Annotated in this window: 23 protein-coding genes and 1 pseudogene; 7 read left to right on the top strand and 17 right to left on the bottom strand. The window is 63.1% G+C overall.

What is annotated here, in order from left to right; genetic code table 11:
• Positions 1–28: 28 nt before the first annotated feature.
• Genes ubiB through ubiE form a run of 3 tightly spaced genes read right to left on the bottom strand, consistent with a single transcriptional unit; the run spans position 29 to position 3026 of the window.
• Complete coding sequence (gene ubiB / locus ABVN19_RS20800) at positions 29–1636, bottom strand: ubiquinone biosynthesis regulatory protein kinase UbiB (protein WP_028945560.1); 1608 nt, start codon at positions 1634–1636, stop codon at positions 29–31.
• Complete coding sequence (locus ABVN19_RS20795) at positions 1633–2256, bottom strand: SCP2 sterol-binding domain-containing protein (protein WP_028945561.1); 624 nt, start codon at positions 2254–2256, stop codon at positions 1633–1635. Before ABVN19_RS20795 ends, ubiB begins: the two co-directional genes overlap by 4 nt.
• Positions 2256–3026: a bifunctional demethylmenaquinone methyltransferase/2-methoxy-6-polyprenyl-1,4-benzoquinol methylase UbiE gene (gene ubiE / locus ABVN19_RS20790; RefSeq protein WP_028945562.1), complete on the bottom strand. Its 771-nt coding sequence runs from the start codon at positions 3024–3026 to the stop codon at positions 2256–2258. The genes ABVN19_RS20795 and ubiE overlap by 1 nt, the downstream gene beginning before the upstream one ends.
• 125 nt (positions 3027–3151) lie before the next feature.
• Here ubiE and ABVN19_RS20785 point away from each other — a divergent pair, with 125 nt between their 5' ends.
• The 3 genes and pseudogenes from ABVN19_RS20785 (at position 3152) to ABVN19_RS20775 (ending at position 4858) form a co-directional block, all read left to right on the top strand.
• Complete coding sequence (locus ABVN19_RS20785; RefSeq protein WP_105642370.1) at positions 3152–3427, top strand: polyhydroxyalkanoic acid system family protein; 276 nt, start codon at positions 3152–3154, stop codon at positions 3425–3427.
• Between the two features lie 214 nt (positions 3428–3641).
• Positions 3642–4061, top strand: coding sequence for a phasin family protein (locus ABVN19_RS20780; protein WP_028945564.1), 420 nt, complete (start codon positions 3642–3644; stop codon positions 4059–4061).
• Between the two features lie 10 nt (positions 4062–4071).
• A pseudogene (locus ABVN19_RS20775) lies at positions 4072–4858 on the top strand (phasin family protein).
• A 73-nt stretch (positions 4859–4931) separates the two neighbouring features.
• On the opposite strand, the gene ABVN19_RS20770 reads toward ABVN19_RS20775, so the two are convergent.
• The 14 genes from ABVN19_RS20770 to gshB form a co-directional block, all read right to left on the bottom strand.
• On the bottom strand, positions 4932–5546 hold the full coding sequence (locus ABVN19_RS20770) for a TetR/AcrR family transcriptional regulator (RefSeq protein WP_028945566.1): 615 nt from the start codon (positions 5544–5546) through the stop codon (positions 4932–4934).
• Positions 5547–5559: 13 nt separating this feature from the next.
• Positions 5560–7242, bottom strand: a complete 1683-nt coding sequence (phaC, locus tag ABVN19_RS20765; protein ID WP_028945567.1) for a class II poly(R)-hydroxyalkanoic acid synthase — start codon at positions 7240–7242, stop codon at positions 5560–5562.
• Positions 7243–7358: 116 nt separating this feature from the next.
• On the bottom strand, positions 7359–8207 hold the full coding sequence (phaZ, locus tag ABVN19_RS20760; RefSeq protein ID WP_028945568.1) for a poly(3-hydroxyalkanoate) depolymerase: 849 nt from the start codon (positions 8205–8207) through the stop codon (positions 7359–7361).
• A gap of 62 nt (positions 8208–8269) precedes the next feature.
• A complete protein-coding gene (gene phaC / locus ABVN19_RS20755) occupies positions 8270–9949 on the bottom strand; it encodes a class II poly(R)-hydroxyalkanoic acid synthase (protein ID WP_028945569.1) in 1680 nt (559 codons plus the stop codon).
• 349 nt (positions 9950–10298) lie between these two features.
• Positions 10299–10676, bottom strand: coding sequence for a DUF971 domain-containing protein (locus tag ABVN19_RS20750; RefSeq protein ID WP_028945570.1), 378 nt, complete (start codon positions 10674–10676; stop codon positions 10299–10301).
• A 107-nt stretch (positions 10677–10783) separates the two neighbouring features.
• Positions 10784–12121: an ATP-dependent protease ATPase subunit HslU gene (gene hslU, locus ABVN19_RS20745; protein WP_028945571.1), complete on the bottom strand. Its 1338-nt coding sequence runs from the start codon at positions 12119–12121 to the stop codon at positions 10784–10786.
• 77 nt (positions 12122–12198) lie between these two features.
• Positions 12199–12729: an ATP-dependent protease subunit HslV gene (gene hslV / locus ABVN19_RS20740; protein ID WP_028945572.1), complete on the bottom strand. Its 531-nt coding sequence runs from the start codon at positions 12727–12729 to the stop codon at positions 12199–12201.
• A 212-nt stretch (positions 12730–12941) separates the two neighbouring features.
• Positions 12942–14213 carry a dihydroorotase gene (locus ABVN19_RS20735; RefSeq protein WP_105642368.1) on the bottom strand — a complete coding sequence of 424 codons (1272 nt, stop codon included), beginning with the start codon at positions 14211–14213 and terminating at the stop codon, positions 12942–12944.
• The gene (locus tag ABVN19_RS20730; protein WP_028945574.1) at positions 14210–15214 is read right to left on the bottom strand and encodes an aspartate carbamoyltransferase catalytic subunit; all 1005 of its coding nucleotides are present in this window, start codon (positions 15212–15214) and stop codon (positions 14210–14212) included. Before ABVN19_RS20730 ends, ABVN19_RS20735 begins: the two co-directional genes overlap by 4 nt.
• Positions 15215–15226: 12 nt before the next feature.
• Positions 15227–15745 carry a bifunctional pyr operon transcriptional regulator/uracil phosphoribosyltransferase PyrR gene (gene pyrR, locus ABVN19_RS20725; RefSeq protein ID WP_105642367.1) on the bottom strand — a complete coding sequence of 173 codons (519 nt, stop codon included), beginning with the start codon at positions 15743–15745 and terminating at the stop codon, positions 15227–15229.
• Between the two features lie 60 nt (positions 15746–15805).
• Positions 15806–16243 carry a Holliday junction resolvase RuvX gene (ruvX, locus tag ABVN19_RS20720; RefSeq protein WP_167332140.1) on the bottom strand — a complete coding sequence of 146 codons (438 nt, stop codon included), beginning with the start codon at positions 16241–16243 and terminating at the stop codon, positions 15806–15808.
• Positions 16240–16809 (bottom strand): YqgE/AlgH family protein, encoded by a 570-nt coding sequence (locus ABVN19_RS20715; RefSeq protein ID WP_105642366.1) that lies wholly within the window; start codon positions 16807–16809, stop codon positions 16240–16242. The genes ruvX and ABVN19_RS20715 overlap by 4 nt, the downstream gene beginning before the upstream one ends.
• Positions 16810–16862: 53 nt before the next feature.
• Positions 16863–17768, bottom strand: coding sequence for an energy transducer TonB (locus ABVN19_RS20710; protein WP_028945578.1), 906 nt, complete (start codon positions 17766–17768; stop codon positions 16863–16865).
• 109 nt (positions 17769–17877) lie between these two features.
• Positions 17878–18831 (bottom strand): glutathione synthase, encoded by a 954-nt coding sequence (gene gshB / locus ABVN19_RS20705; protein ID WP_028945579.1) that lies wholly within the window; start codon positions 18829–18831, stop codon positions 17878–17880.
• Positions 18832–19125: 294 nt separating this feature from the next.
• On the opposite strand from gshB, the gene pilG reads away from it, so the two are divergent.
• From pilG to ABVN19_RS20685, 4 genes are read left to right on the top strand one after another with little or no spacing between them, the layout of a single operon-like run.
• The gene (gene pilG, locus ABVN19_RS20700) at positions 19126–19536 is read left to right on the top strand and encodes a twitching motility response regulator PilG (RefSeq protein WP_028945580.1); all 411 of its coding nucleotides are present in this window, start codon (positions 19126–19128) and stop codon (positions 19534–19536) included.
• A 45-nt stretch (positions 19537–19581) separates the two neighbouring features.
• On the top strand, positions 19582–19947 hold the full coding sequence (pilH, locus tag ABVN19_RS20695) for a twitching motility response regulator PilH (RefSeq protein WP_028945581.1): 366 nt from the start codon (positions 19582–19584) through the stop codon (positions 19945–19947).
• The gene (locus tag ABVN19_RS20690; RefSeq protein WP_105642365.1) at positions 19944–20498 is read left to right on the top strand and encodes a chemotaxis protein CheW; all 555 of its coding nucleotides are present in this window, start codon (positions 19944–19946) and stop codon (positions 20496–20498) included. The genes pilH and ABVN19_RS20690 overlap by 4 nt, the downstream gene beginning before the upstream one ends.
• Before the next feature lie 15 nt (positions 20499–20513).
• The gene (locus tag ABVN19_RS20685) at positions 20514–22559 is read left to right on the top strand and encodes a methyl-accepting chemotaxis protein (protein ID WP_028945583.1); all 2046 of its coding nucleotides are present in this window, start codon (positions 20514–20516) and stop codon (positions 22557–22559) included.
• Positions 22560–22589 lie beyond the last annotated feature (30 nt).

Genomic DNA, 22589 nt, shown 5'->3' with positions numbered 1-22589 from the left:
CTAGTGTGCCAGCCGCAGGCGCGGCTGGCTATCGACGCACTATCAGGTAGAGGCCTGCAGCGAGCATCAGCCAGGCCGGCCAGGCTGCCGGGGCGCTGAGGCTCACGGCGCCGGCGGCCAGGGTTGCGCCGCCGGCGAGCAGGCCGGCACCGAGCAGGCGCAAGGCCCAGCCATCGCCCTTCTGCTGCCAGGGGCTGGGTGGGTCGGCCAGGTGCGGCTGCGACATGCGTTCGAGCAAGTCGCGGGTCATGCCGGCCAGGTGCGGAATCTGTTCGACCTGGCCGTGCAGGTTCTGCAGCAGGGTCTTGGGACTGACGCGCTCGCGCATCCAGCGTTCCAGGAATGGCTGGGCAGTGCTCCACAGGTCCAGGTCGGGGTACAGCTGGCGCCCCAGGCCTTCGATATTGAGCAGGGTTTTTTGCAGCAGCACCAGTTGCGGCTGGACTTCCATGTTGAAGCGCCGCGCGGTCTGGAACAGGCGCATCAGCACTTGGCCGAAGGAGATGTCCTTGAGCGGCTTCTCGAAGATCGGCTCGCACACGGTGCGGATCGCCGCCTCGAATTCGTTGAGCTTGGTATGGGCCGGCACCCAGCCCGAGTCGATGTGCAACTGGGCCACGCGACGGTAGTCGCGCTTGAAGAAGGCGAACAGGTTGCGGGCGAGGTAGTCCTGGTCTTCGGGGGTCAGGCTGCCGACGATGCCGCAGTCGATGGCAATGTACTGCGGGCTCCACGGCTTCACGGTGCTGACAAAGATGTTGCCCGGGTGCATGTCGGCATGGAAGAAGCTGTCGCGGAACACCTGGGTGAAGAAGATTTCGACACCCCGTTCGGCAAGCATCTTCATGTCGGTGCGCTGGTCGGCCAGGGTGGCCAGGTCGGTGACCTGGATGCCGTAGATGCGCTCCATCACCAGCACCTTGGGGCGGCACCAGTCCCAGTAGACCTGGGGCACGTACATCATCTCCGAGCCTTCGAAGTTGCGTTTTAGCTGGCTGGCGTTAGCTGCCTCGCGCAGCAGGTCGAGCTCGTCGTAGATGGTTTTCTCGTAGTCGTTGACCACCTCTACCGGGTGCAGCAAGCGGGCGTCGGCCGAGACGCGCTCGGCACCGCGGGCGATCAGGAACAGCCAGGCCAGGTCTTGGGCGATGACCGGTTTGAGGCCCGGGCGCACCACTTTGACCACCACCTCTTCGCCGCTCTTGAGCTTGGCCGCGTGTACCTGGGCTACCGAGGCCGAGGCCAGTGGCTCGACGTCGAAACGGCTGAACACTTCGCTGATCTTCGCGCCGAGCTGCTCTTCGATCAGGGCCACGGCCTTTTGTGGGTCGAAGGGCGGCACCCGGTCCTGCAGCAGCATCAGCTCATCGGCGATGTCTTCGGGCAGCAGGTCGCGGCGGGTCGAAAGCAATTGGCCGAACTTGATGAAGATCGGCCCCAGGTCCTGCAGTGCCAGGCGCAGGCGAGCACCGCGGCTGAGCTCCAGGGTCTTGCGGGGAAACCAGCGCCAGGGCATCAGGTGCCGCAGGGCCATCAGCCACCAGGGCAACGGCAGTTCGAACAGCAAGTCATCGAGACGGTAGCGGATGACCACGCTCTGGATGCGCAACAGACGGCGGACGGCAAGCAGCTTCATGCGTTATCGCTGGTATCAAGGGATCGGGCAAGGCGCTCGATGCGCGCCTCGAGGCGTTCAATATCGACTTTGAGCGTGTCGAGTTCGCTGAAGCGGGCTTCGGCTTCACGCTGGCCCACCAGGGTTCGGGCTTCTTCGGCCAGGTACTCCGAGAGGTTCTGGTTCAAGTTGGCCAGGCCCTGGCGCGTCCAGCTGGCGCGGCTGCGCAGGTGGCCACTGAGCAATTGCGTGGCGACCGGGCCGAGCCAGCGCGAGACTTCGTATTCCCAGTCCAGGTCCAGGTCCTGCAGCACCGCGACCAGATCCAGTAGCACTGCGCTGTCGCCTTCAAGTTCTACCTGCGGGCTGTGCAGCACTGCCGGTTTGTCCTGGCTGAGGGCCAGGCGAGCCAGGCTGCTGGCCGGGGCACGCAGGGTGCAGTCGGCTTCAATCTCCCAGTGGGCGGCAAGCATCAGGCCGTCTTCACCGGGCAGGATGAACAGTTGCAGCGCTGGCTGGCGACAGTCGATGGCAATCACTTTGCCATTGAGCGCCGCCAGGCGCGGCAACGCCGTGCTGTCCAGACGCAGGACACGGTTGAGGCCGTGTTCGACGCTGGCGAGAAGACCGGCCAGGAGCATCAGGGCTTGATGCCCCGGTGCAGGGCAACGATGCCGCTGGTCATGTTGTGGTAGGTGACGCGGTCGAAACCGGCCTCGACCATCATGGCCTTGAGGGTTTCCTGATCGGGGTGCATGCGGATCGATTCGGCCAGGTAGCGGTAGCTTTCCGAGTCGTTGGTGATCAGCTTGCCGGCCAGGGGCATGAAGGCGAACGAGTAGGCGTCGTAGACCTTGGACATCAGCTTGTTGGTCGGCTTGGAGAACTCCAGCACCAACAGGCGGCCACCGGGCTTGAGCACGCGCAGCATCGAACGGATGGCGTCTTCCTTGTGGGTGACATTACGCAGGCCGAAAGCGATGGTGACGCAGTCGAAATGGTTGTCGGGGAACGGCAGCTTTTCAGCGTCGGCCTGGACGAACTCGATATTGCCGGCCACGCCGCGGTCGAGCAGGCGGTCACGACCGACCTTGAGCATCGACTCGTTGATGTCGGCCAGCACCACCTGGCCGGTGGGGCCGACCAGTTGCGAAAACTTGGCGGCCAGGTCACCCGTGCCACCGGCGATGTCCAGTACCCGGTTGCCGCTGCGCACACCGGACAGCTCGATGGTGAAGCGCTTCCACAGGCGGTGCATACCACCGGAAAGCACATCGTTCATCAGGTCGTACTTGGCTGCTACAGAATGGAAAACCTCAGCGACCTTCTCCGCTTTCTGGCTTTCCGGCACGTTCTGATAGCCGAAATGGGTGACGGGTTCGGCGTTGTCGCCTTTGCGCTGATCGTTCATATCGCTTCACCGGAAAAAATTACTGGCCATTCTAGGGCGTACGGTCGGATTTGTCTTGGCGGGGTGTGTCGCAGGTGGGGGGCGGGCATAATAGACAGTATGCCTCTGAACCCAGGATTGAATGAATGACCCAGATCAGCGTTGAACGCAAACACAGCCTGGGCCGCCAAGCGGCTCGCGAAAAGGCCCAGGCCCTGGTCGACAAACTGGCCCGCGAATACGACCTCACCGCCCGCTGGGACGGCGACCGGGTCGAGGTCAAGCGCAGCGGCGCCAACGGCAGCGTGCAGATCGGCGAAGACAGCATCAAGGTCGAGCTCAAGCTGGGCATGATGCTGTCGATGATGAGCGGGACCATCAAGAGCGAGATCGAGCGGGCCCTGGACAAGGCGCTCGCCTAGTGGCTCAAGAGGGGAGCTTCACGCTGCAAGTGGTGCAGTGAAGGGAGGGGGCGAAGGTATCCACGATCACCGCTGCCCTTTCTTGTCGTGTGAAGCTTATGGCTTGCAGCTGCCCTTATTAGTGTGTGGTTTCTAATTTTTCTCCCTACCTTATGCTCAAGCCCAACTTCCATGGGCAGTTCCTCCATATCTATTCGAGCGTGAGGTGCAGAGCATGGCCAAAGTGATCCTGAAGAAAAAAGACGACGCCCAGCGTACGCTGGGTGAGGTGCGCGGCTACGCGCGCAAGATTTGGCTGGCAGGCCTGGGCGCTTATGTCCGGGTGGGTCAGGAAGGTGCCGACTACCTGAAAGAATTGGTCAAGGCCGGCGAAACCGTCGAGAAACGCAGCAAGAAACGTATCGACCACGAGCTCGATGCAGCCAATAGCCAGATCGATTCGGTCAAGGGCGAGATCTCCAGTGTGAAGGGCAAGGTCGAGGTCCAGCTCGATAAAATCGAAAAGGCTTTCGACACACGGGTTGCCAGCGCCTTGAATCGCATCGGCATACCGTCTAAACATGACGTGGAGGCACTTTCTGCCAAGCTCGATGAGCTGACGGCATTGCTCGAACGTGTCGCGCGCAAACAATAAGGAGATCGGGATGGCTGGCAAGAAGAATAGCGATAAAGAAAGCAGCTCCTGGGTCGGGGGGATCGAGAAGTATTCCCGCAAGATCTGGCTGGCTGGTTTGGGTATCTACTCCAAGATCGACCAGGACGGCAACAAGCTGTTCGAGTCCCTGGTCAAGGACGGTGAGAAAGCTGAAAAACAGGCCAAGGGCTCCGTTGACTCGGCCAAGGCTTCGGCCAAGTCGGCCACCTCTCGGGTGGGTGATGTGAAAGACCGCGCGCTGGGCAAGTGGAGCGAGCTCGAAGAGGCTTTCGACAAGCGCCTGAACAGTGCCATTTCGCGACTGGGTGTGCCGAGCCGCAATGAGGTCAAGGCGCTGCACCAGCAGGTCGACACGCTGACCAAGCAGATCGAGAAACTGACCGGTGCCTCGGTCAAGTCGGCTTCCAGCAAGCCTGCGGCCACCAAGACTGCGGCCAAGCCACTGGCCAAGGCTGCGCCGAAAGCGGCAGCCAAGCCTGCGGCGAAAACCGCGGCGGCCAAACCCGCAGCCAAACCTGCGGCGGCGAAGACTGCAGCGGCCAAGCCGGCTGCCAAACCTGCAGCCAAGCCGGCAGCAGCCAAAGCGGCAGCCAAACCGGCCGCGGCGAAAAAGCCAGCGGTGAAGAAAGCACCGGCCAAGCCAGCAGTGGCCAAGCCGGGCAGCGCCGGCGGCCAGTGCGGCGCCTGCACCGAGTGCTGTACCTGCTGCTTCGGCACCGGCAGCGCCGTCGGCACCTGCGCCATCGGCTTCGGTGAGTCCGATCAACCCGTCCTGATCACGGGTGTTTCAATCGCGGGGCAAGCCCGCTCCCACAGCGGTTTGTGGGAGCGGCTTGCCCCGCGATGCTTTCAGCCGTCCAGATAGCGCAAGGCAATCTGCTCCGCTGCATGCCTGGAGCCGGTTTCAAGGTGCGGCGCCACCAGCATCATCACCTGGTACACCACCACCCCCACTTCACCCTCACGGGCCAGCACTCGCTGGTAGTCGAGGGAGAACAGCAACGTCAGGGTGATCTGCTCCACCAGTTGCCCCAGGGCCCGAGTATCACTGGTCACTTGCCCCTGGGCCTTGAGGCTGGCGAGCAGGGCAGCCAGGGTGCGCTTGAGGGCGTTGAGCAGGTTGCGCATGCCACGAGCCAGCTTGGGCAGGCGGCCGGTCAGGTTCGACAGGTCCTGGAACAGGAAGCGGTACTGGGCCATGCGCTCGACGATCAGGTGCAGAAACAGCCAGTAGTCCTCGGCATCCAGACGCACTTCAAGCGGCGGGTCGAGCAGCGGTGTCAGCTCGTCTTCAAAACGTTCGAACAAGCCCAGTACCAACGGCTCCTTGCCGTGGAAGTGGTAGTACAGGTTGCCCGGGCTGATGCCCATTTCGTTGGCAATCTCGAGTGTCGAGACATTCGGTTCGCCCTGCTGGTTGAACAGCTGCAGGGCACATTCCAGAATACGGTCGCGGGTTTTCATCCGTTCTACTTGTTCAGCGCGCCTGCACGTAAGTGCCAGGGGCGGGGTCCATGGGAGGGTAGTTCTGGTTGCCCAGGGTGAGCAGGGTTTCGCGCTGGGCACCTGAACGGGCCTGAATCCACTCCAGCCACTGTGGCCACCAACTGCCGTCGATCTGCTTGGCGTCGTAGAACCAGGCCCTTGGGTCGCTGCTCAGGCGTGGGTTGTCGACGTAATGCGCCTTGGGATTGCCCGGTGGGTTGAGGATGCTCTGCACATGGCCGCTGTTGGCCAGGATGAAGCGCTTGTCGCCCCCCAGCAGCAGGGTCGAGCGATAGACCGCATCCCACGGGGTAATGTGGTCGTTGCTGCCGGCCACACTGAAGCTGTCGACATTGACCTTCTGCAGGTCGATGGGAGTGCCGCAGACCTCGAGGCCTGCCGCGTGGGTCAGGGGGTTGTGCTTGAAAAAATCCAGCAGGTCGCCGTGCAAGGCCGCCGGCAGGCGGGTGTTGTCGTTGTTCCAGTAGAGGATGTCGAAGGCTGGAGGCGCCTTGCCCAGCAGGTAGTTGTTGACGAAGTAATTCCAGATCAGGTCATTGGGGCGCATCCAGGCGAAAACCTTGGCGATCTCCCGACCATCGAGCACGCCTTGCTGGTAGGAGCGGCGCTTGGCGGCCTCCAGCGTCTGCTCGTCGGCGAACAGGCTGGCCGGGCTGTCGATCTGGCTGTCGAGCAGGCTGACCAGGTAAGTGGCGCTGCTGATCCGACGCAACTGGCGCTTGGCCTGCAAGTGACCCTGCAGCGCTGCCATGGTCAGGCCACCGGCACAGGCACCCATCAGGTTGACCTCGCGGCTTCCGGTAATCGCCCGGCATACATTCATGGCTTCCTCCAGCGCCTCGACATAACTCGACAGGCCCCACTCGCGATGACGCGGGTCGGGGTTGCGCCAGCTGACCATGAAGGTCTGCAGGCCGTTCTTGAGCATGTACTGGACGAAGCTGTTGGCCGGGCTCAGGTCGAAGATGTAGAACTTGTTGATCTGTGGCGGTACCACCAGCACGGGGCGGGCGTACTGGGTTTCGCTCATCGGCTTGTACTGGATAAGCTCCAGCAGCTCGTTGCGAAACACCACTGCCCCGGGGGTGGTGGCCAGGTTTCTGCCGACTTCAAAGGCATCGGGGTTGACCTGGCGCGGCAAGCCGTCGTTATGGCGAAGGTCGTCGATGAGGTGGTGAACTCCGCGTACCAGGCTCAGGCCGCCGGAATTGAGCAGCTCCTTGACCGCCGCCGGATTGAGCAGGGAGTTGCTTGGCGCCATCGCATCGTTGAGCAAGGCGAAGAGAAAGTGCGCCCGGGCGCGGTCATCGGCGTCCAGCTGGCTTTCGTCGATCCACTGGCGGGTCTGCTTCTGCCAGGCAAGGTAGGCCTGCAGGCCACGGCTGTAAAAGGGATTGAGGCTCCAGGCAGGGTCCTTGAAGCGGTTGTCACGCGGGTTGGGCTGGTGAGGGGTATCACCGAGCAGTACCCGGCCCAGCTGGCTGCCCAGGGCGAGCACATGCTTGGCCGTGTGCAGGGGGTGCCGCAGGCTGTGACGGCTGACATTGCGCAGTGTTGAAATCAGGTCGCGGCCACGCAGGCCGCTGATCGCACTCTGCACGTTCATGTAAGTGGCGGGGACCGGTACCGACCCCTTCGCGGGCTTGTCTTTCATCAGGCAACACTCCGTCGTCAGGCCATCAACAAATAGATCAATGCAAAAGCGGCACCAACCTCATGCCGCGCAGCGGGCCACCTGGCATCCTGCCGCGGGCTCGGGTTCGTTGCGTCTCAGCTGGGGGCGGGCCGAGGGTGCATGACGGCGCGTTGGCGCTCTTGCTGGAGGAACTTCATGATGATCGGGGCCACGGCTTCGGCCCGGGTGATCAGGAACAAATGACCATCGTCGATTATGTGTAGCTGGGCATTGGGAATACGCCAGGCCAACAGGCGCATATTGATCAGTGGAATCAGCGGATCGTCGTCGCCGGCCAGTACCAGGGTGGGCTGCTGGATCTTGTGCAGCCAGTGGATGCTGGTCCAGCCGAGCCCGGCAAACAGCTGCCAGTAGTAGCCGAGCTTGCCCGAGGAACGCACCTTGGCAGCATGGGCTGTGGCCAGGTCAGGGTCGCGGCGGAAGGCGCCGCCATAGATCTGCGGTGCGATGCGGATGACATGCGAAGGCTGGATGTAGCGCCGCGGGCTTGCCATCAACCACAGTACCTTGGGCTTGCCCGGCACCATTACCGCGCCGGCGGCGGTAGCGGCGAGCACCAGCTTCTTGCAGCGCTCGGGATAGTCGTGGGCGAACTGCTGGGCCAGGGCCCCGCCCCAGGACACACCGATGGCGTTGACCTGGCCGTAGTTCAGGTAATCGAGCATGCGGGCGGTGAGCCGGGCCAGTCCGGGAAAACGGTAAGGATGCCGGGGTGTGGACGAGCCGCCCACCCCGGGGACGTCGAAAGCAATGACCTCCAGGTCCGGGTCCAGGGCCTGGATAAACGGGAACACCAGTTCCAGGTTGGCGCCGATGCCATTGAAGATCAGCAAGGGCGTCAAATGCGGCTTGCCGGGGCGAACCGCGGTGCGGATGGTCTGGCCATCCAGGTCGACGGTTCTGAATATATACGGTTGCGGCATGCGCGAAGCCCTGTGGTGGGTGAGGCGCCGTGGCCTGGCGGTGGCCACGGCGGTCGGAGGTATCAGCGCTCGTGCACGTAGGTACCCGGTGCTGCTTCGGCGGATGGATGGGCCCGGTTGCCCAGGCGCGTCGGTGCCTTCTTCAGCTCGCCGGAACGCTCGGTCAGCCAGTTCTGCCAGTGCAGCCACCAGGAGTCGGTGTGCTTGTGGGCATTCTCCTGCCATTCAACGACACACGCCGGCCGGTCACTGCTGGTCATGTAGCGTGCCTTGGGGTTGCCAGGCGGGTTGAGGATGCTCTGGATATGCCCGCTGTTGGACAGCACGAATTCAACGTTGCCACCAAACAGCTGGGCTGACCGGTAGCAGGCCTGCCAGGGGGTGATGTGGTCGGTGGTGCCGGCCAGGCTGTAGATGTCAGAGGTGACTTTCTTCAGGTCGATCGGCGTTCCGCACACTTCCAGTGCATCGGCGCGGGTCAGTGGATTACTTTTGAACATTTCGATCAGGTCGCCATGGAAGGCGGCGGGCAGGCGGGTGGTGTCGTTGTTCCAGAACAGGATGTCGAACACGGGAGGCTCGTTGCCGAGCAGGTAGTTGTTGACCCAATAGTTCCAGATCAGGTCGTTGGGTCGCATCCAGGCGAACACCTTGGCCATGTCGCGGCCTTCAAGCACGCCGGCCTGGTAGGACTGGCGCTTGGCGGACTCGAGCGTCTGCTCGTCGACGAACAGGGCCACCTGGTTGTCGAGGGTGGTGTCGAGCACGCTGACCAACAGGGTCAGCGCATTGACCTTGGTTTCGCCCAGTGCCGCATAGTGGCCCAGCAGCGCTGTGCAGGTGATGCCGCCGGAGCAGGCACCGAGCATGTTCAGGTCTTTGCTGCCGGTGATCGCCAGGATCACGTCGACCGCTTCCTTGAGGGCATCGATATAGGTCGACAGACCCCATTCGCGCTGGGCCTTGGTCGGGTTGCGCCAGCTGACGATGAAGGTCTGCACGTTGGAGCGCAGGCAGAAGCGTGCCAGGCTCTTCTCGGGGCTGAGGTCGAAGACGTAGAACTTGTTGATCTGTGGCGGGACCACCAGCAGCGGCCGGGCCAGGACCTGCTCGGTGATGGGACGGTACTGGATCAGTTCCAGCACGTCGTTGCGAAACACCACCGCACCTTCGCTGGTGCCCAGGTTCTTGCCAACCTCGAAGGCGTCCATGTTCACCTGGCTGGGCATGCCGCCATTGTTGACCATGTCCTTGGCCAGGTTCGACAGGCCGTCGAGCAGGCTCTTGCCACCGGTTTCGAAGAAGCGTTTGACCGCTGCGGGGTTGGCTGCCGTGTTGGTCGGCGCCATGGCTTCGGTCATCAGGTTGATGACGAAATGGCCGCGGCTGATGTCCTGGTCGGACAGGTTGCTGGTGTCGATCCAGTCGTGCAGCTCCTTGCGCCAGGCCAGGTACGTTTGCAGGTAGCGGCGATACAGCGGGTTCTGGCTCCAGGCCGGATCGTTGAAGCGACGGTCGTCGTTCTCCGGTTGCAGGCCCGACTTGCCGAAGATCACATCCTTGAGTTCCATGCCGAAATGCGCGACATGCTTGGCACTGTGCAGCGGTTGACGAATGGCCTGACGCAGCACCATTCGAGCAGAAGTCAGCAAATCCTTGCGGCGCAAGCCGATTACCGGGTTCAGACCCAGGGTATTTTCCGAGGCTTGGCGCTGCAGGTCATCGTTGTTCTTGTTACTCATCTACGACGCTCCGTTGTCCTGAGACGAGTACCGGCCTGCTGTGCGCGTTACACAGACGAGTGCCCGGTACTGCTGCTCGGGTGACCAGTGATAACGAACTGCGGTCCTGCGGCCGGATGCAAACGACGATGAGCCCTGCGGGTTTTTTCTGCGTGAGAAGACTGCCTGCTTTCGCTCGCGACCTCTGCATTCCAGCCCGACCCTGCTTCACATTCAATGCAGGGAACTTGCCAGATCCATTGGTTACCCGACTTTTGGGTGATGCGCAAGACGGCCATTCATTGGCCGTTGAGCAGGCATTCAAGCAGATAGAATTAGAAAATGCGCTCTAAACCCTGGAGGGCCCGGACTAGAGCATCAGCTTGACGATCGACTCGGACGGGTCGCGGGATTTTCCGGCTTTTGCCAGGTCGTCGAGGTACTCGGCCCAGAGCTGTTCCTGACGCAGGCACAGCTGTTCCAGGTACTCCCAGGTGAACAGGCCGCTGTCGTGGCCGTCATCGAAGGTCAGTTTCAGTGCGTACTGGCCAGCCGGTTCGATTTGCGAAAGACCAACGTTGATCTTGCCGAATTGCAGGATGGGATTGCCGTGGCCCTGGACCTCGGCGGAGGGAGAGTGAACCCGCAGGAACTCGGCGGGCAGGTGATACACCTCATCAGGCCCGTAGGTCAGCGACAGGGTCTTGGAGGCTTTGTGCAGGTTGATACCGGTAGGAAGTCTGGGCATGAGGGGAAACACTCTTGGGCTATGAGCTGCACGCTACAAGCTGCGAGAGAGAGCGTCTAGCGCTCTGCAACTTGCAACTTGCAGCTTGCAGCTTACCGCTTGCAGCTTTAGAGAATATAGCGCGAGAGGTCTTCGTTCTGCGCCAGTTCGCCCAGGTGGCTGTTGACGTACTCGGCGTCGATGCGGATCGGCGCTTCGTTGTGAGCGCTGGCCAGGTCGCCGGCGCTGAACGACACCTCTTCAAGCAGGCGCTCGAGCAGAGTGTGCAGGCGACGGGCTCCGATGTTCTCGGTCTTCTCGTTGACCTGCCAGGCGATCTCGGCCAGGCGCTTGATACCTTCGGCAGCGAACTCGATGTTCAGGCCTTCGGTCTTGAGCAACTCACGGTATTGCTCGGTGAGTGAGGCGTGCGGCTCGCTGAGAATGCGCTCGAAATCTTCCGGGGTCAGGGCCTTGAGTTCGACACGGATCGGCAGACGGCCTTGCAGCTCGGGTACCAGGTCGCTTGGCTTGCTCAGGTGGAACGCACCGGAGGCGATGAACAGGATGTGGTCGGTCTTGACCATGCCCAACTTGGTGTTCACGGTGCAGCCTTCGATCAGTGGCAGCAGGTCGCGTTGTACACCTTCGCGGGAGACGTCAGCGCCGCCGACGTTGCCGCGCTTGGCCACCTTGTCGATCTCGTCGATGAACACGATGCCGTGCTGCTCGACCGCTTCCAGGGCCTTGGCCTTGAGCTCTTCTTCATTGACCAGGCGGCTGGCTTCTTCGTCGCGTACCAGCTTGAGCGCTTCCTTGACCTTGAGCTTGCGGCTCTTGCGCTTGCCCTTGCCCATGTTGGCGAACAGGTTCTGCAGCTGGTTGGTCATCTCTTCCATGCCCGGTGGCGCGGAAATATCGACGCCCATGGACTCGGCCACTTCGATCTCGATTTCCTTGTCGTCCAGTTGGCCTTCGCGCAGGCGCTTGCGGAACAGCTGGCGAGTGTTGGAGTCCTGGGTGTTGACCTGGTCTTCGTTGAAACCGGTGCGCGCCGGTGGCAGCAGGGCATCGAGGATGCGGTCTTCGGCGGCGTCTTCGGCGCGGTGGCCCACGCGGATGATTTCCTGCTCGCGCAGCATCTTGATGGCGGCATCGGCCAGATCACGAATGATCGACTCGACATCACGGCCAACGTAACCGACTTCGGTGAACTTGGTCGCTTCGACCTTGATGAACGGGGCGTTTGCCAGCTTGGCCAGGCGACGGGCGATTTCGGTCTTGCCGACACCGGTCGGGCCGATCATCAGGATGTTCTTGGGCGTGACCTCGACGCGCAGCTCGGCAGGGAGCTGCATGCGGCGCCAGCGGTTGCGCAGGGCAATGGCAACGGCGCGCTTGGCGTCGTCCTGGCCGATGATGTGGCGGTTGAGTTCGTGGACGATCTCGCGGGGGGTCATGGACATGGTTGTGATGGTCCTTGGGCTCGATGAATCAGCGTGGAAAAGCCCGGCCACCGGGGCCGGGCGCCAGAACAGCTGAGTTACTCGGCCAGGTCCTGCTCCTCGATGGTCAGGTTGTGGTTGGTGAACACACAGATGTCACCGGCGATGTTCAGTGCGGTTTCAGCGATTTCACGGGCCGAGAGGTCGGTCTTCTGCAGCAGGGCGCGGGCAGCGGCCTGGGCGTAGGCACCGCCGGAGCCCATGGCGATCAGGCCGTCTTCGGGCTCGACCACGTCACCGTTGCCGGTGATGATCAGCGAAGCGTCCTTGTTGGCGACCGCGAGCATGGCTTCCAGGCGGCTCAGGGAACGGTCGGTACGCCATTCCTTGGCCAGCTCTACAGCGGCACGGATCAGGTGGCCCTGGTGTTTTTCCAGCTGGCCTTCAAAACGCTCGAACAGGGTGAATGCGTCGGCGGTGGCACCGGCGAAACCGGCGATGACCTGGCCGTGATACAGGCGACGGACTTTCTTGGCGTTGCCTTTCATCACGGTGTTGCCGAGAGAAACCTGGCCGTCGCCGCCCATGACGACTTTGCCGTGGCGGCGAACTGAAACGATGGTGGTCAAGGGAGAGTCTCCACGCAGCGGGGCGAAAATGCCTGATGCAGACTCATATGGGGGTGCAGGGAAGAATTTCAACCTTGCGGGATGAGTGGTTGTGCAAACTGCAGGTGAAGGACGGCAGGAGCAGATTCATCCGCGAAGGACTGCGCAGCAGTCCCCAGAAGCAGGGCCGCGCTGCGACCCTTTGCGGATGAATCCGCTCCCACACTTCAGGCTCAGGCCTCGTGGCTGATATGCCCGTCAACCAGGGTGTAGCGCACCGCCCCGGGCAGGCAGTGTCCGATGAATGGGCAGTTGTCGCCCTTGGAACGCCATTGTTCGCCGGCAACGGTGGAGGCTTTCGGGTCGAACAGCACCAGGTCTGCCGCACCGCCAGCCTTGAGCTGGCCTGCAGGCAGGCGCAACGCCTCGGCGGGGCCGCTGGACAGGCGCGCCAGCAGTGTCGGCAAGTCGAGCAGGCCGTCTTCGACCAGGGTCATGGCCAGCGGCAGCAGCAATTCGACGCTGCTGATGCCTGGCTCGGTAGCGCCGAAGGGGGCCAGCTTGGCATCGCGCTCATGAGGCTGGTGGTGACTGGAGATCGCCTGGATCACCCCGGACTTGACCGCTTCGCGCAGGCCGTCACGGTCGGCATGAGTGCGCAGCGGCGGTTGCACGTGGTAGAGGCTGGAAAAGTCACGCAGCGCTTCGTCGGTGAGAATCAACTGGTACAGGGCCACGTCGGCGGTGACCGGCAGCCCCAGTTCCTGGGCCTGGGCGATCAGCCGGGCGCCACGGACGCTGGTCAGCTGGCTGAAGTGCGCACGCACGCCGGTTTGTTCCACCAGCAGCAGGTTGCGCGCCAGGGCCACGGTCTCGGCGGTTTCCGGGATGCCCGGCAGGCCGAGGAAGCTGGCCATGGCACCTTCGTGGGCCAGGCCGCCCTGGGCCAGGTCGCGGTCCTGGGAGTGGAAGATCACCGTCAGGTCGAAGGTGGCGGCATATTCCAGGGCGCGGGCCAGGGTACGGTTGTTGGCAAACGCATTCAGGCCATTGCCGAAGGCTACGCAGCCGGCATCGCGCAGGGCGATCAGCTCGGCCAGTTGCTCGCCTTCCAGGCCTTTGCTCAGGGCGCCGATCGGGAAGACCTTGCTGTGACCGGCCTCACGGGCGCGGTCGAGGATCAGTTCGGCCACGGCCGAGGTGTCGAGGACCGGCTTGGTCTGTGGCGGGCAGCACAGGCTGGTGACGCCACCGGCAGCTGCGGCGCGGGTCTCGCTGGCAATGCTGCCTTTGCGGCTGTAGCCCGGCTCGCGCAGGGCGACATTGAGGTCGACCAGCCCGGGCGCGGCGATCAGGCCCGTGGCGTCGATGCTGCGAGCCGGGGTGAAACCGGCCGGCGCTGCACCCAGGGCAACAATTTTGCCGGCATCGATGTGCAGGTCGGTGACCTGGTCCAGGCCGCTGGTGGGATCAATGACCCGGGCGCCGAGAATACTGAGGGTCACTGGGCGTTCTCCTGCTCGAATTGACGTTGGGCAGTCTGCCCGCTCATGGCCATGGACAGCACCGCCATGCGCACCGCAATGCCGTAGGTGACCTGATTGAGGATCACCGAATGGGCGCCGTCGGCCACTGCCGATTCGATTTCCACGCCACGGTTGATCGGCCCCGGGTGCATGACGATGGCATCGGGCTTGGCACCCGCCAGGCGCGCGGTGGTCAGGCCGAACAGGCGGTAGAACTCACCTTCGCTGGGCAGCAGGCCACCGGCCATGCGCTCACGCTGCAGGCGCAGCATGATCACCACGTCGACGTCCTTGAGGCCCTGCTCGAGGTCGGTGTAGACCTTCACGCCGTACTGTTCGATACCGATTGGCAGCAGGGTTTTCGGACCGATCACACGGATGTCCGGGCAACCGAGGGTCTTCAGGGCGAGCATGTTCGAGCGTGCAACGCGCGAGTGCAGGATGTCGCCGACGATGGCCACCGAGAGGTTCTCGAAGCTGCCCTTGTGCCGACGAATGGTCAGCATGTCGAGCATGCCCTGGGTCGGATGGGCGTGGCGGCCGTCGCCGCCGTTGATGATCGCCACCTCCGGGCAGACGTGCTCGGCGATGAAGTGCGCGGCACCGGAATCGCCATGGCGCACGACGAACATGTCGGCGGCCATGGCTTCAAGGTTGCGCAGGGTGTCGAACAGGGTTTCGCCCTTGCTGGTCGAGGAGGTCGACACATTCAGGGTGATCACGTCGGCCGACAGCCGCTGGGCCGCCAGTTCGAAGGTGGTGCGGGTGCGAGTGGAGTTCTCGAAGAACACGTTGCATACGGTCTTGCCGCGCAGCAACGGGACTTTCTTGACGGCCCGGGCGCCGACTTCAAGGAACGAGTCGGCGGTGTCGAGGATTTCGGTCAGCAGTTCGCGGGGCAAACCGTCGAGCGAGAGAAAGTGGCGCAGCTGGCCCTGATCATTGAGCTGCAGCGGGCGCTTGGCGTCGATTGGCGTCATCGCGAGGGACTCTTAAAGTGCGGAAGCGGAGGCGAGGTCCTGGCGCTCGAGGGCGAGCGGTGCGGGTCCGGTCAATTTTACCCGTTCATGGGCGGCCAGCGACAGGGTGGCACCGACCACATTTGGCCGGATCGGCAATTCGCCGGCATCCAGGTCGAGCAGGCAGACCAGGGTGACGCTGGCCGGGCGGCCGTAGTCGAACAGTTCGTTGAGGGCGGCGCGTATGGTCCGACCGCTCATCAGCACGTCGTCCACCAGGACCAGGTGCTGGCCTTCGATCTCGAACGGCAGGTCCGAGGGACGCACCTGGGGGTGCAGGCCATTCTGGCTGAAGTCGTCGCGGTAGAAGGACACGTCCAGGGTGCCGAGGGGGGCATCGTTGCCCAGTTCTTCGAGCAGCGCCTGGGCAACCCAGATGCCCCCGGTACGGATGCCGATGAAGCGTGGCTCGGTAATGTTGCGACGGGCCAGATGGGCACGAAGATCGACGGCCATCTGCCGGATCAGTTCGGCGGGATTGGGTAGGCTCATGCTTGCTCCTCAAGAGGCCGGGAGCATAGCGCTGGCCCGGCTTGAATCCGATGATCTGGGTCAGGACTGCCCGGTATTGGCCTCCAGCCAGCCTTGCAACAGCAGGGCGGCGGCAATGGCGTCCACTGGGTTGTCGCGGTAACTGCCGCGCTGGCCACCACGGGCCATGCGCTCGCCCTTGGCTTCAAAGGTGGTCAGGCGTTCGTCGTGGGTATGCACGGGCAGGTTGAAGCGACCGTTCAGGCGTCGGGCGAACTTCTCGGCGCGTTCGCTCATTTCGCTGGGAGTGCCGTCCATGTTCAGGGGCAGGCCGACCACCAGGGCGTCGGGTTTCCACTCCTTGATCAGCTTTTCCACCTGGGTCCAGTCGGGCGTGCCGTTCTGGGCCTTGAGGGTACACAGTTCGCGGGCCTGGCCGGTGATCACCTGGCCGACGGCGACACCGATCTGGCGGCTGCCGTAGTCGAAGCCCAGCAGTAGGCGTACTTCGCTCATCAGGCGTGCCCCGCCTGGCTGGTGAGCAGGCTCAGGTTGATCCCAAGGCTTGCGGCGGCGGCAGCCAGGCGCTGCTCGCAGGCCATGCCGAAGATGATCTCGGGATCGAACGGGCAGTTCAGCCAGGCGTTGTCGGCCAGCTCCGCTTCCAGTTGCCCGGCTTCCCAGCCGGCATAGCCGAGGGTGATCAGGCTTTGCTGGGGGCCGAAGCCGTCGGCAATGGCAAACAGGATGTCCTGGGAGGTGGACAGCGACATGCCATCCAGCTCAATGGTGGCCTGAAACGCTTTGTCCGAGGTGTGCAGCACGAAGCCGCGGTCGGTTTGCACCGGGCCGCCGATGTAAATCGGTATCTGCATGCAGTCGGCTGGCGGCTCGACATCGGGACGCAGTTGCTCAAGGATATCGGCCAGGTTCAGGTCTTGCGGCCGATTGACCACCAGCCCCATGGCGCCATTGGCGTTGTGCTCGACGATGTAGGTCAAGGTGTGCGCGAAGTTCGGGTCGGCCATGTGCGGCATGGCGATCAGAAACTGGTGCTTGAGGTAACTCGGGCTGAGGTTTTTCATGGTTGATAGTGTGGCGTTGGGGCGCCGGACTGACAAGCCCGCTCCTGCAGGTATCAGTTGCTCGACAGGCGGTCGCCGCGGGCGAAGCGCCAGGTGCGGATGATTTCCAGGCGGTCGATATCGGCCAGGTCGCCGGTGAACGGTGCGAAAGGAGCAGCCAGGCGCACGATACGCTGGGCCGCTTGGTCCAGCAGTGGCTGGCCGGACGACTCCAGCACCAGCACTTCATACAGCGAGCCGTCGCGGTTGATCGAGACCATCAACCGAAGACTGCCGTAGATCTGCTGCCGACGGGCCTCGTCGGGGTAGTTGAGGTTGCCGATACGCTCGACTTTCTTGCGCCACTCGTCCTTGTACCAGGCGCCTTTGTCACGCATGGTCGAGGCAGCATTGAGGCGGTGGATGCGCGGGCGCTTGGCGTACAGCTGTTGTTCCTGGGACAGCTCGGCTTCGAGGCTGGCGATCTGGCTGGAGAGCTGCGAGCTGTCGAAATCAGGCGTGGCGGCCTTGGGTTTGGGCTGTGGCTTGACCTCTTTGGGCCGGGTCTCGACTTTTTGCGGCTTGGGTGCCTGGGTGGTGACTACTGCCTTTGGCGGTGCCGGTTGGGGTTTGACTTCAGGCTTGGCGGCCGGTGGTGGCGTCACCTTGTTGATCTTGCTGTCCTGGAATGGCGCGATCTCAGTAGTCTTGGGCACCGCTTTCTTGTCCAGGGTGCCACTGCCTTGCTGGTTGTCCTGGGCCAGGTAATCGGCCTTCTCGGGGGCTTTTTCGCTCTTGAAGGTGGCCAGGGTGATTTCCATGGTCCGGCGGATCTCCTCAGGCTTGGCGAAGGAAAAGCCAAGGCCCAGGATCAGCGCCAGGTGAATCAGGGCCGCCAGGAACAAGGTAAAGCCGAGCCGATCCGCCGGGCGAACACGGGGCGGGACAAAGTCGGCAGGGATGTCAGCAGGCAGCGTCATCGGGTATCCAGCAGCCGCAAGGCCGGGGGCGAGCCGGCAAAGCAGGGCGCTTCAGGTCAAAATCGACCGGCATGATACCCCACTCTGCACGGTTGCTTCGCGTCGGCTGTCAGCGCGCTTTGAGCTTGCGATCAATGGCGTCCATCAACTGCACGCCGATTCGGGTACCAAAGGCGTTGTCGATTTCGCGGATGCAGGTCGGGCTGGTGACATTGATCTCGGTCAGGTGCTCGCCGATCACGTCCAGGCCGACAAACAGCAGGCCTTTTTCCCGCAGGGTCGGGCCGATCTGTTCGGCGATCCAGCGGTCACGGTCGGTCAGCGGGCGGGCTTCGCCACGACCGCCGGCGGCCAGGTTGCCACGGGTCTCGCCGCTGGCCGGGATGCGTGCGAGGCAGTACGGAACCGGCTCGCCATCGATCATCAGGATGCGCTTGTCACCGTCCTTGATGGCTGGCAGGTAGGCTTGTGCCATGATCTGCTGGGTGCCGTGAAGGGTGAGGGTCTCGAGGATCACCGACAGGTTCGGGTCGCCCGGGCGATGACGGAAGATCGAGGCGCCGCCCATGCCGTCCAGTGGCTTGAGGATGACGTCGCCATGCTGGGCGGCAAACTCACGCAGAATGTCGGCGCGACGGCTGACCAGGGTGGGCGGTGTGCACTGCGGGAACAGGGTGGCAAAGAGTTTCTCGTTGCAGTCGCGCAGGCTCTGCGGGCGGTTGACCACCAGCACGCCAGCGGCCTCGGCCTGCTCCAGCAGGTAGGTGCTGTAGACGAACTCCATGTCGAAGGGCGGATCCTTGCGCATCAGGATCACGTCCAGCTCGCTCAGGGGGCTGTCTTGCTCGTCTTCAAGCTCGAACCAGTGCTCGGGATCGGCGAATACCTTCAGGGGGCGCATCCGTGCCCGGGCAGCACCTTCGCCTTGGTAGAGGTCTTTCTGCTCCATATAGAACAGCGACCAGCCGCGCTCCTGGGCGGCAAGCAGCATGGCCAGCGAGCTGTCCTTTTTATAGGAAATGCGCGCAATGGGGTCCATGACAATCCCGAGGCGAACGCTCATGGGCTATATCCTCTAAAGCGGCGCGGGGCCGCGTTGGCTCAAATGAAAAGTGGCGTCAGGGTGGCGCTCGCTGCGCTGGCGGTCAAGGGAAAAACGCAGACCGGACGGCACGGTGACGGGCCGATGGAATGCACCCCCAGAGTGTGCTAAAAAGGCCTGGCACGTGGCCTGCACGGCCGTCTACAGCTGCAAGCCATCAGCCACAAGTAAAAGCACGCCACGTATGCCCTGCTTTTCTTGCCGTTGGAAACTTATAGCTTGCCGCCCATAGCGAGCAGCGATGGTAGAGCAATTATGGAACAGTCCGGTGCGGCACTGAAGGTGATGGTGATCGATGACTCAAAGACGATTCGCCGAACCGCCCAGATGTTGCTCAGTGAAGCAGGGTGCGAGGTCATCACGGCCACCGACGGGTTCGACGCCCTGGCCAAGATTGTCGACCAGCATCCGCAGATCATTTTCGTCGACGTGCTGATGCCGCGTCTGGATGGCTACCAGACCTGCGCCCTGATCAAACACAACAGCGTCTTCAAGGACACGCCGGTGATTCTGCTGTCGTCCCGCGACGGCCTGTTCGACAAGGCCAGGGGCCGCGTGGTCGGCTCCGATCAATTTTTGACCAAGCCTTTCAGCAAGGAAGAACTGCTGGATGCAATCCGCGCGCATGTGCCCGGGTTCGCCGCAGAAGAACAACACGCACCCTGACGCCGCGCCCCGGCAGCGGCGTCCTTTCCTTTGATGGGGAACAGCATGGCTCGAGTTCTGATCGTCGATGATTCGCCGACTGAAATGTACAAACTCACCGGAATGCTTGAAAAGCACGGGCATCAGGTGCTGAAAGCCGAGAACGGCGCCGACGGCGTGGCCCTGGCGCGCCAGGAAAAGCCCGATGCGGTGCTGATGGATATCGTCATGCCCGGCATGAACGGATTCCAGGCCACCCGCCAGCTGAGCAAGGATGCCGATACCGCGCACATCCCGGTGATCATCGTCACCACCAAGGACCAGGAAACCGACAAGGTCTGGGGAGCCCGCCAGGGCGCCAAGGACTACCTGACCAAGCCTGTGGATGAGGACACCCTGATCCAGAAGCTCAATGGCGTGCTCAAAGGTTGACCACGCAGCCCACGGGCGAGTCGCTGACGGCCTTCGAGCTGCTGCTGGACATCGACCGGCGTTGCCGGCTGCTGGCGGCCGACTTGCCCTTGCAGGAAACCCGGCTGCAAAGCTGGAGCGGGATTGGTTTCCGTATTGCCGACCAGTGGTTCGTGGCGCCCATGGGCGAGGTCGCCGAAGTGCTGCACGAGCCTCATCTGAGCCGTATTCCCGGGGTCAAGCCCTGGGTGAGCGGAGTGGCCAACCTGCGCGGCCGCCTGCTGCCGGTGATGGACCTGTGCGGCTTTTTCGGCCTTGGGCTGTCGGCACCGCGCAAGCAGCGTCGGGTGCTGGTGCTCGATCATGACGAGCTGTTCGCCGGGCTGTTGGTCGATGAAGTCCTGGGGCTGCAGCACTTTCCCCTGCACAGCCTGGAGCTTTCACCGCCCACGCCCTTGCTCGATGGCGCGGCACCTTTTGTGCGAGGTCATTTCCAGCGCCAGCGCTGCTGGGCCATCTTCAGCCCGTTGGCCCTGGCCCAGGCGCCGGGTTTTCTCGACGTGGCGTTGTAAAGGAATGCCTGATTCGTGACCACTACCAAGTCGTCTACTTCGACCCAAGGCTCACGCAGCAGCGCCCGGATTGCGGCGCTGTTCGTCGTTCTGATCCTGTCGATCATCCTGCTGTTCGCCAACTTCGCCTACCTCAACACCCAGGCCAATTACGACAAGCAGTACATCGGCCATGCCGGTGAGCTGCGGGTGTTGTCCCAGCGTATAGCCAAGAACGCTACCGAGGCTGCGGCTGGCAAGTCTCGCGCGTTTCGGTTGCTGAGCGAGGCGCGCAACGATTTCGAGCAGCGCTGGGGCTACCTGAAAAAAGGCGATGCGGCCACCGGTCTGCCAGCCGCACCGCCAGCGGTGCGCAACGAAATGGATGCAGTGCTGCGCGACTGGGAAGGCCTGCGCAAGAACACCGATACCATTCTGGCCAGCGAGCAGACTGTGCTGTCGTTGCACCAGGTGGCCGCGACCCTGGCCGAGACGGTGCCGCAGTTGCAGATCGAATATGAAAAAGTCGTGGAGATCCTGCTACAGAGCGGGGCGCCGGCCAGCCAGGTCGCGGTGGCCCAGCGCCAGTCGCTGCTGGCCGAACGTATCCTCGGCTCGGTCAATACGGTGTTGGCCGGGGATGACACTGCCGTGCAGGCGGCCGACGCCTTTGGCCGCGACGCCAGCCGCTTCGGCCAGGTGCTGGACGGTATGCTCGGTGGCAACCAGACCTTGCAGATCACCCGCGTCCAGGACCCCGATGCCCGGGCACGGCTGGCCGAAATTGCCGAGCTGTTCCAGTTCGTCGCAGGCTCGGTGGATGAAATTCTCGAAACCTCGCCGGAACTGTTCCGGGTGCGTGAGGCCGCCGGCAGCATCTTCAACCAGTCGCAGACCCTGCTCGATGAGGCATCGCGCCTGGCCAACGGTTTTGAGAACCTGGCCAGCGGCCGCACCCTGGATACGGTCGGCGGCTATGTGCTGGGCCTGCTGGCGCTGGCCTCGATCATCCTTATCGGCCTGGTGATGGTCCGCGAAACCCACCGGCAGTTGCGCGAAACGGCGGAAAAGAACGAACGCAACCAGCAGGCGATCATGCGCCTGCTCGATGAGATTGAAGACCTGGCCGACGGCGACCTGACCGTCACCGTGTCGGTCACCGAAGACTTCACCGGGGCTATCGCCGATTCGATCAATTACTCCATCGACCAGTTGCGTGACCTGGTCGCGACCATCAACCTCAGTGCCGAGGAAGTGGCCGCGGCCGTACAGGACACCCAGAACACCGCGCACCAACTGGCCAAGGCCTCGGAGCACCAGGCCGAGCAGATCAGCGAGGCATCGGTTGCCGTAGGTGACATGGCCGAGTCCATCGACCGCGTATCCACCCATGCCTATGAGTCGGCCAAGGTGGCCGAGCGTTCGGTGGCCATTGCCAACAAAGGCAACGAAGTGGTGCATAACACCATCCACGGCATGGACAACATCCGCGAGCAGATCCAGGACACCGCCAAGCGGATCAAGCGCCTGGGCGAGTCGTCACAGGAAATCGGCGATATCGTCAGCCTGATCGACGACATTGCCGACCAGACCAACATCCTTGCCCTCAACGCGGCAATCCAGGCCTCGCTGGCAGGGGAAGCCGGCCGCGGCTTTGCCGTAGTAGCCGACGAAGTTCAGCGTCTGGCCGAACGCTCGTCGTCGGCCACCCGCCAGATCGAGGCACTGGTGCGCACCATCCAGGCCGATACCAACGAAGCGGTCATTTCCATGGAGCAGACCACGGCTGAAGTGGTACGCGGTGCGCGCCTGGCGCAGGATGCGGGCGTGGCCCTGGCAGAGATCGAAGGGGTATCGCAGACCCTGGCCGAACTGATCCACAGCATCTCCGACGCCGCCCAGCTGCAGACCTCATCGGCTGGGCAGATCTCGCATACGATGGCTGTGATCCAGCAGATCACCTCACAGACGTCGGCAGGCTCCAGCGCGACGGCCGAAAGCATTGGCGACCTGGCCCGCATGGCCAGCGAAATGCGTCGCTCGGTGTCCGGCTTCACGCTGCCACCGACGCCGCCACGTTGAGCGCGCGCCAGTGAGCATGGCAACGGGAGC

The organism is Pseudomonas vranovensis (genome assembly GCF_040438935.1).
Taxonomy (GTDB): Bacteria; Pseudomonadota; Gammaproteobacteria; order Pseudomonadales; family Pseudomonadaceae; genus Aquipseudomonas; species Aquipseudomonas vranovensis.
The sequence above is the reverse complement of the archived record's forward strand: the minus strand, read 5'-3'. Positions and strand labels throughout refer to the sequence as shown.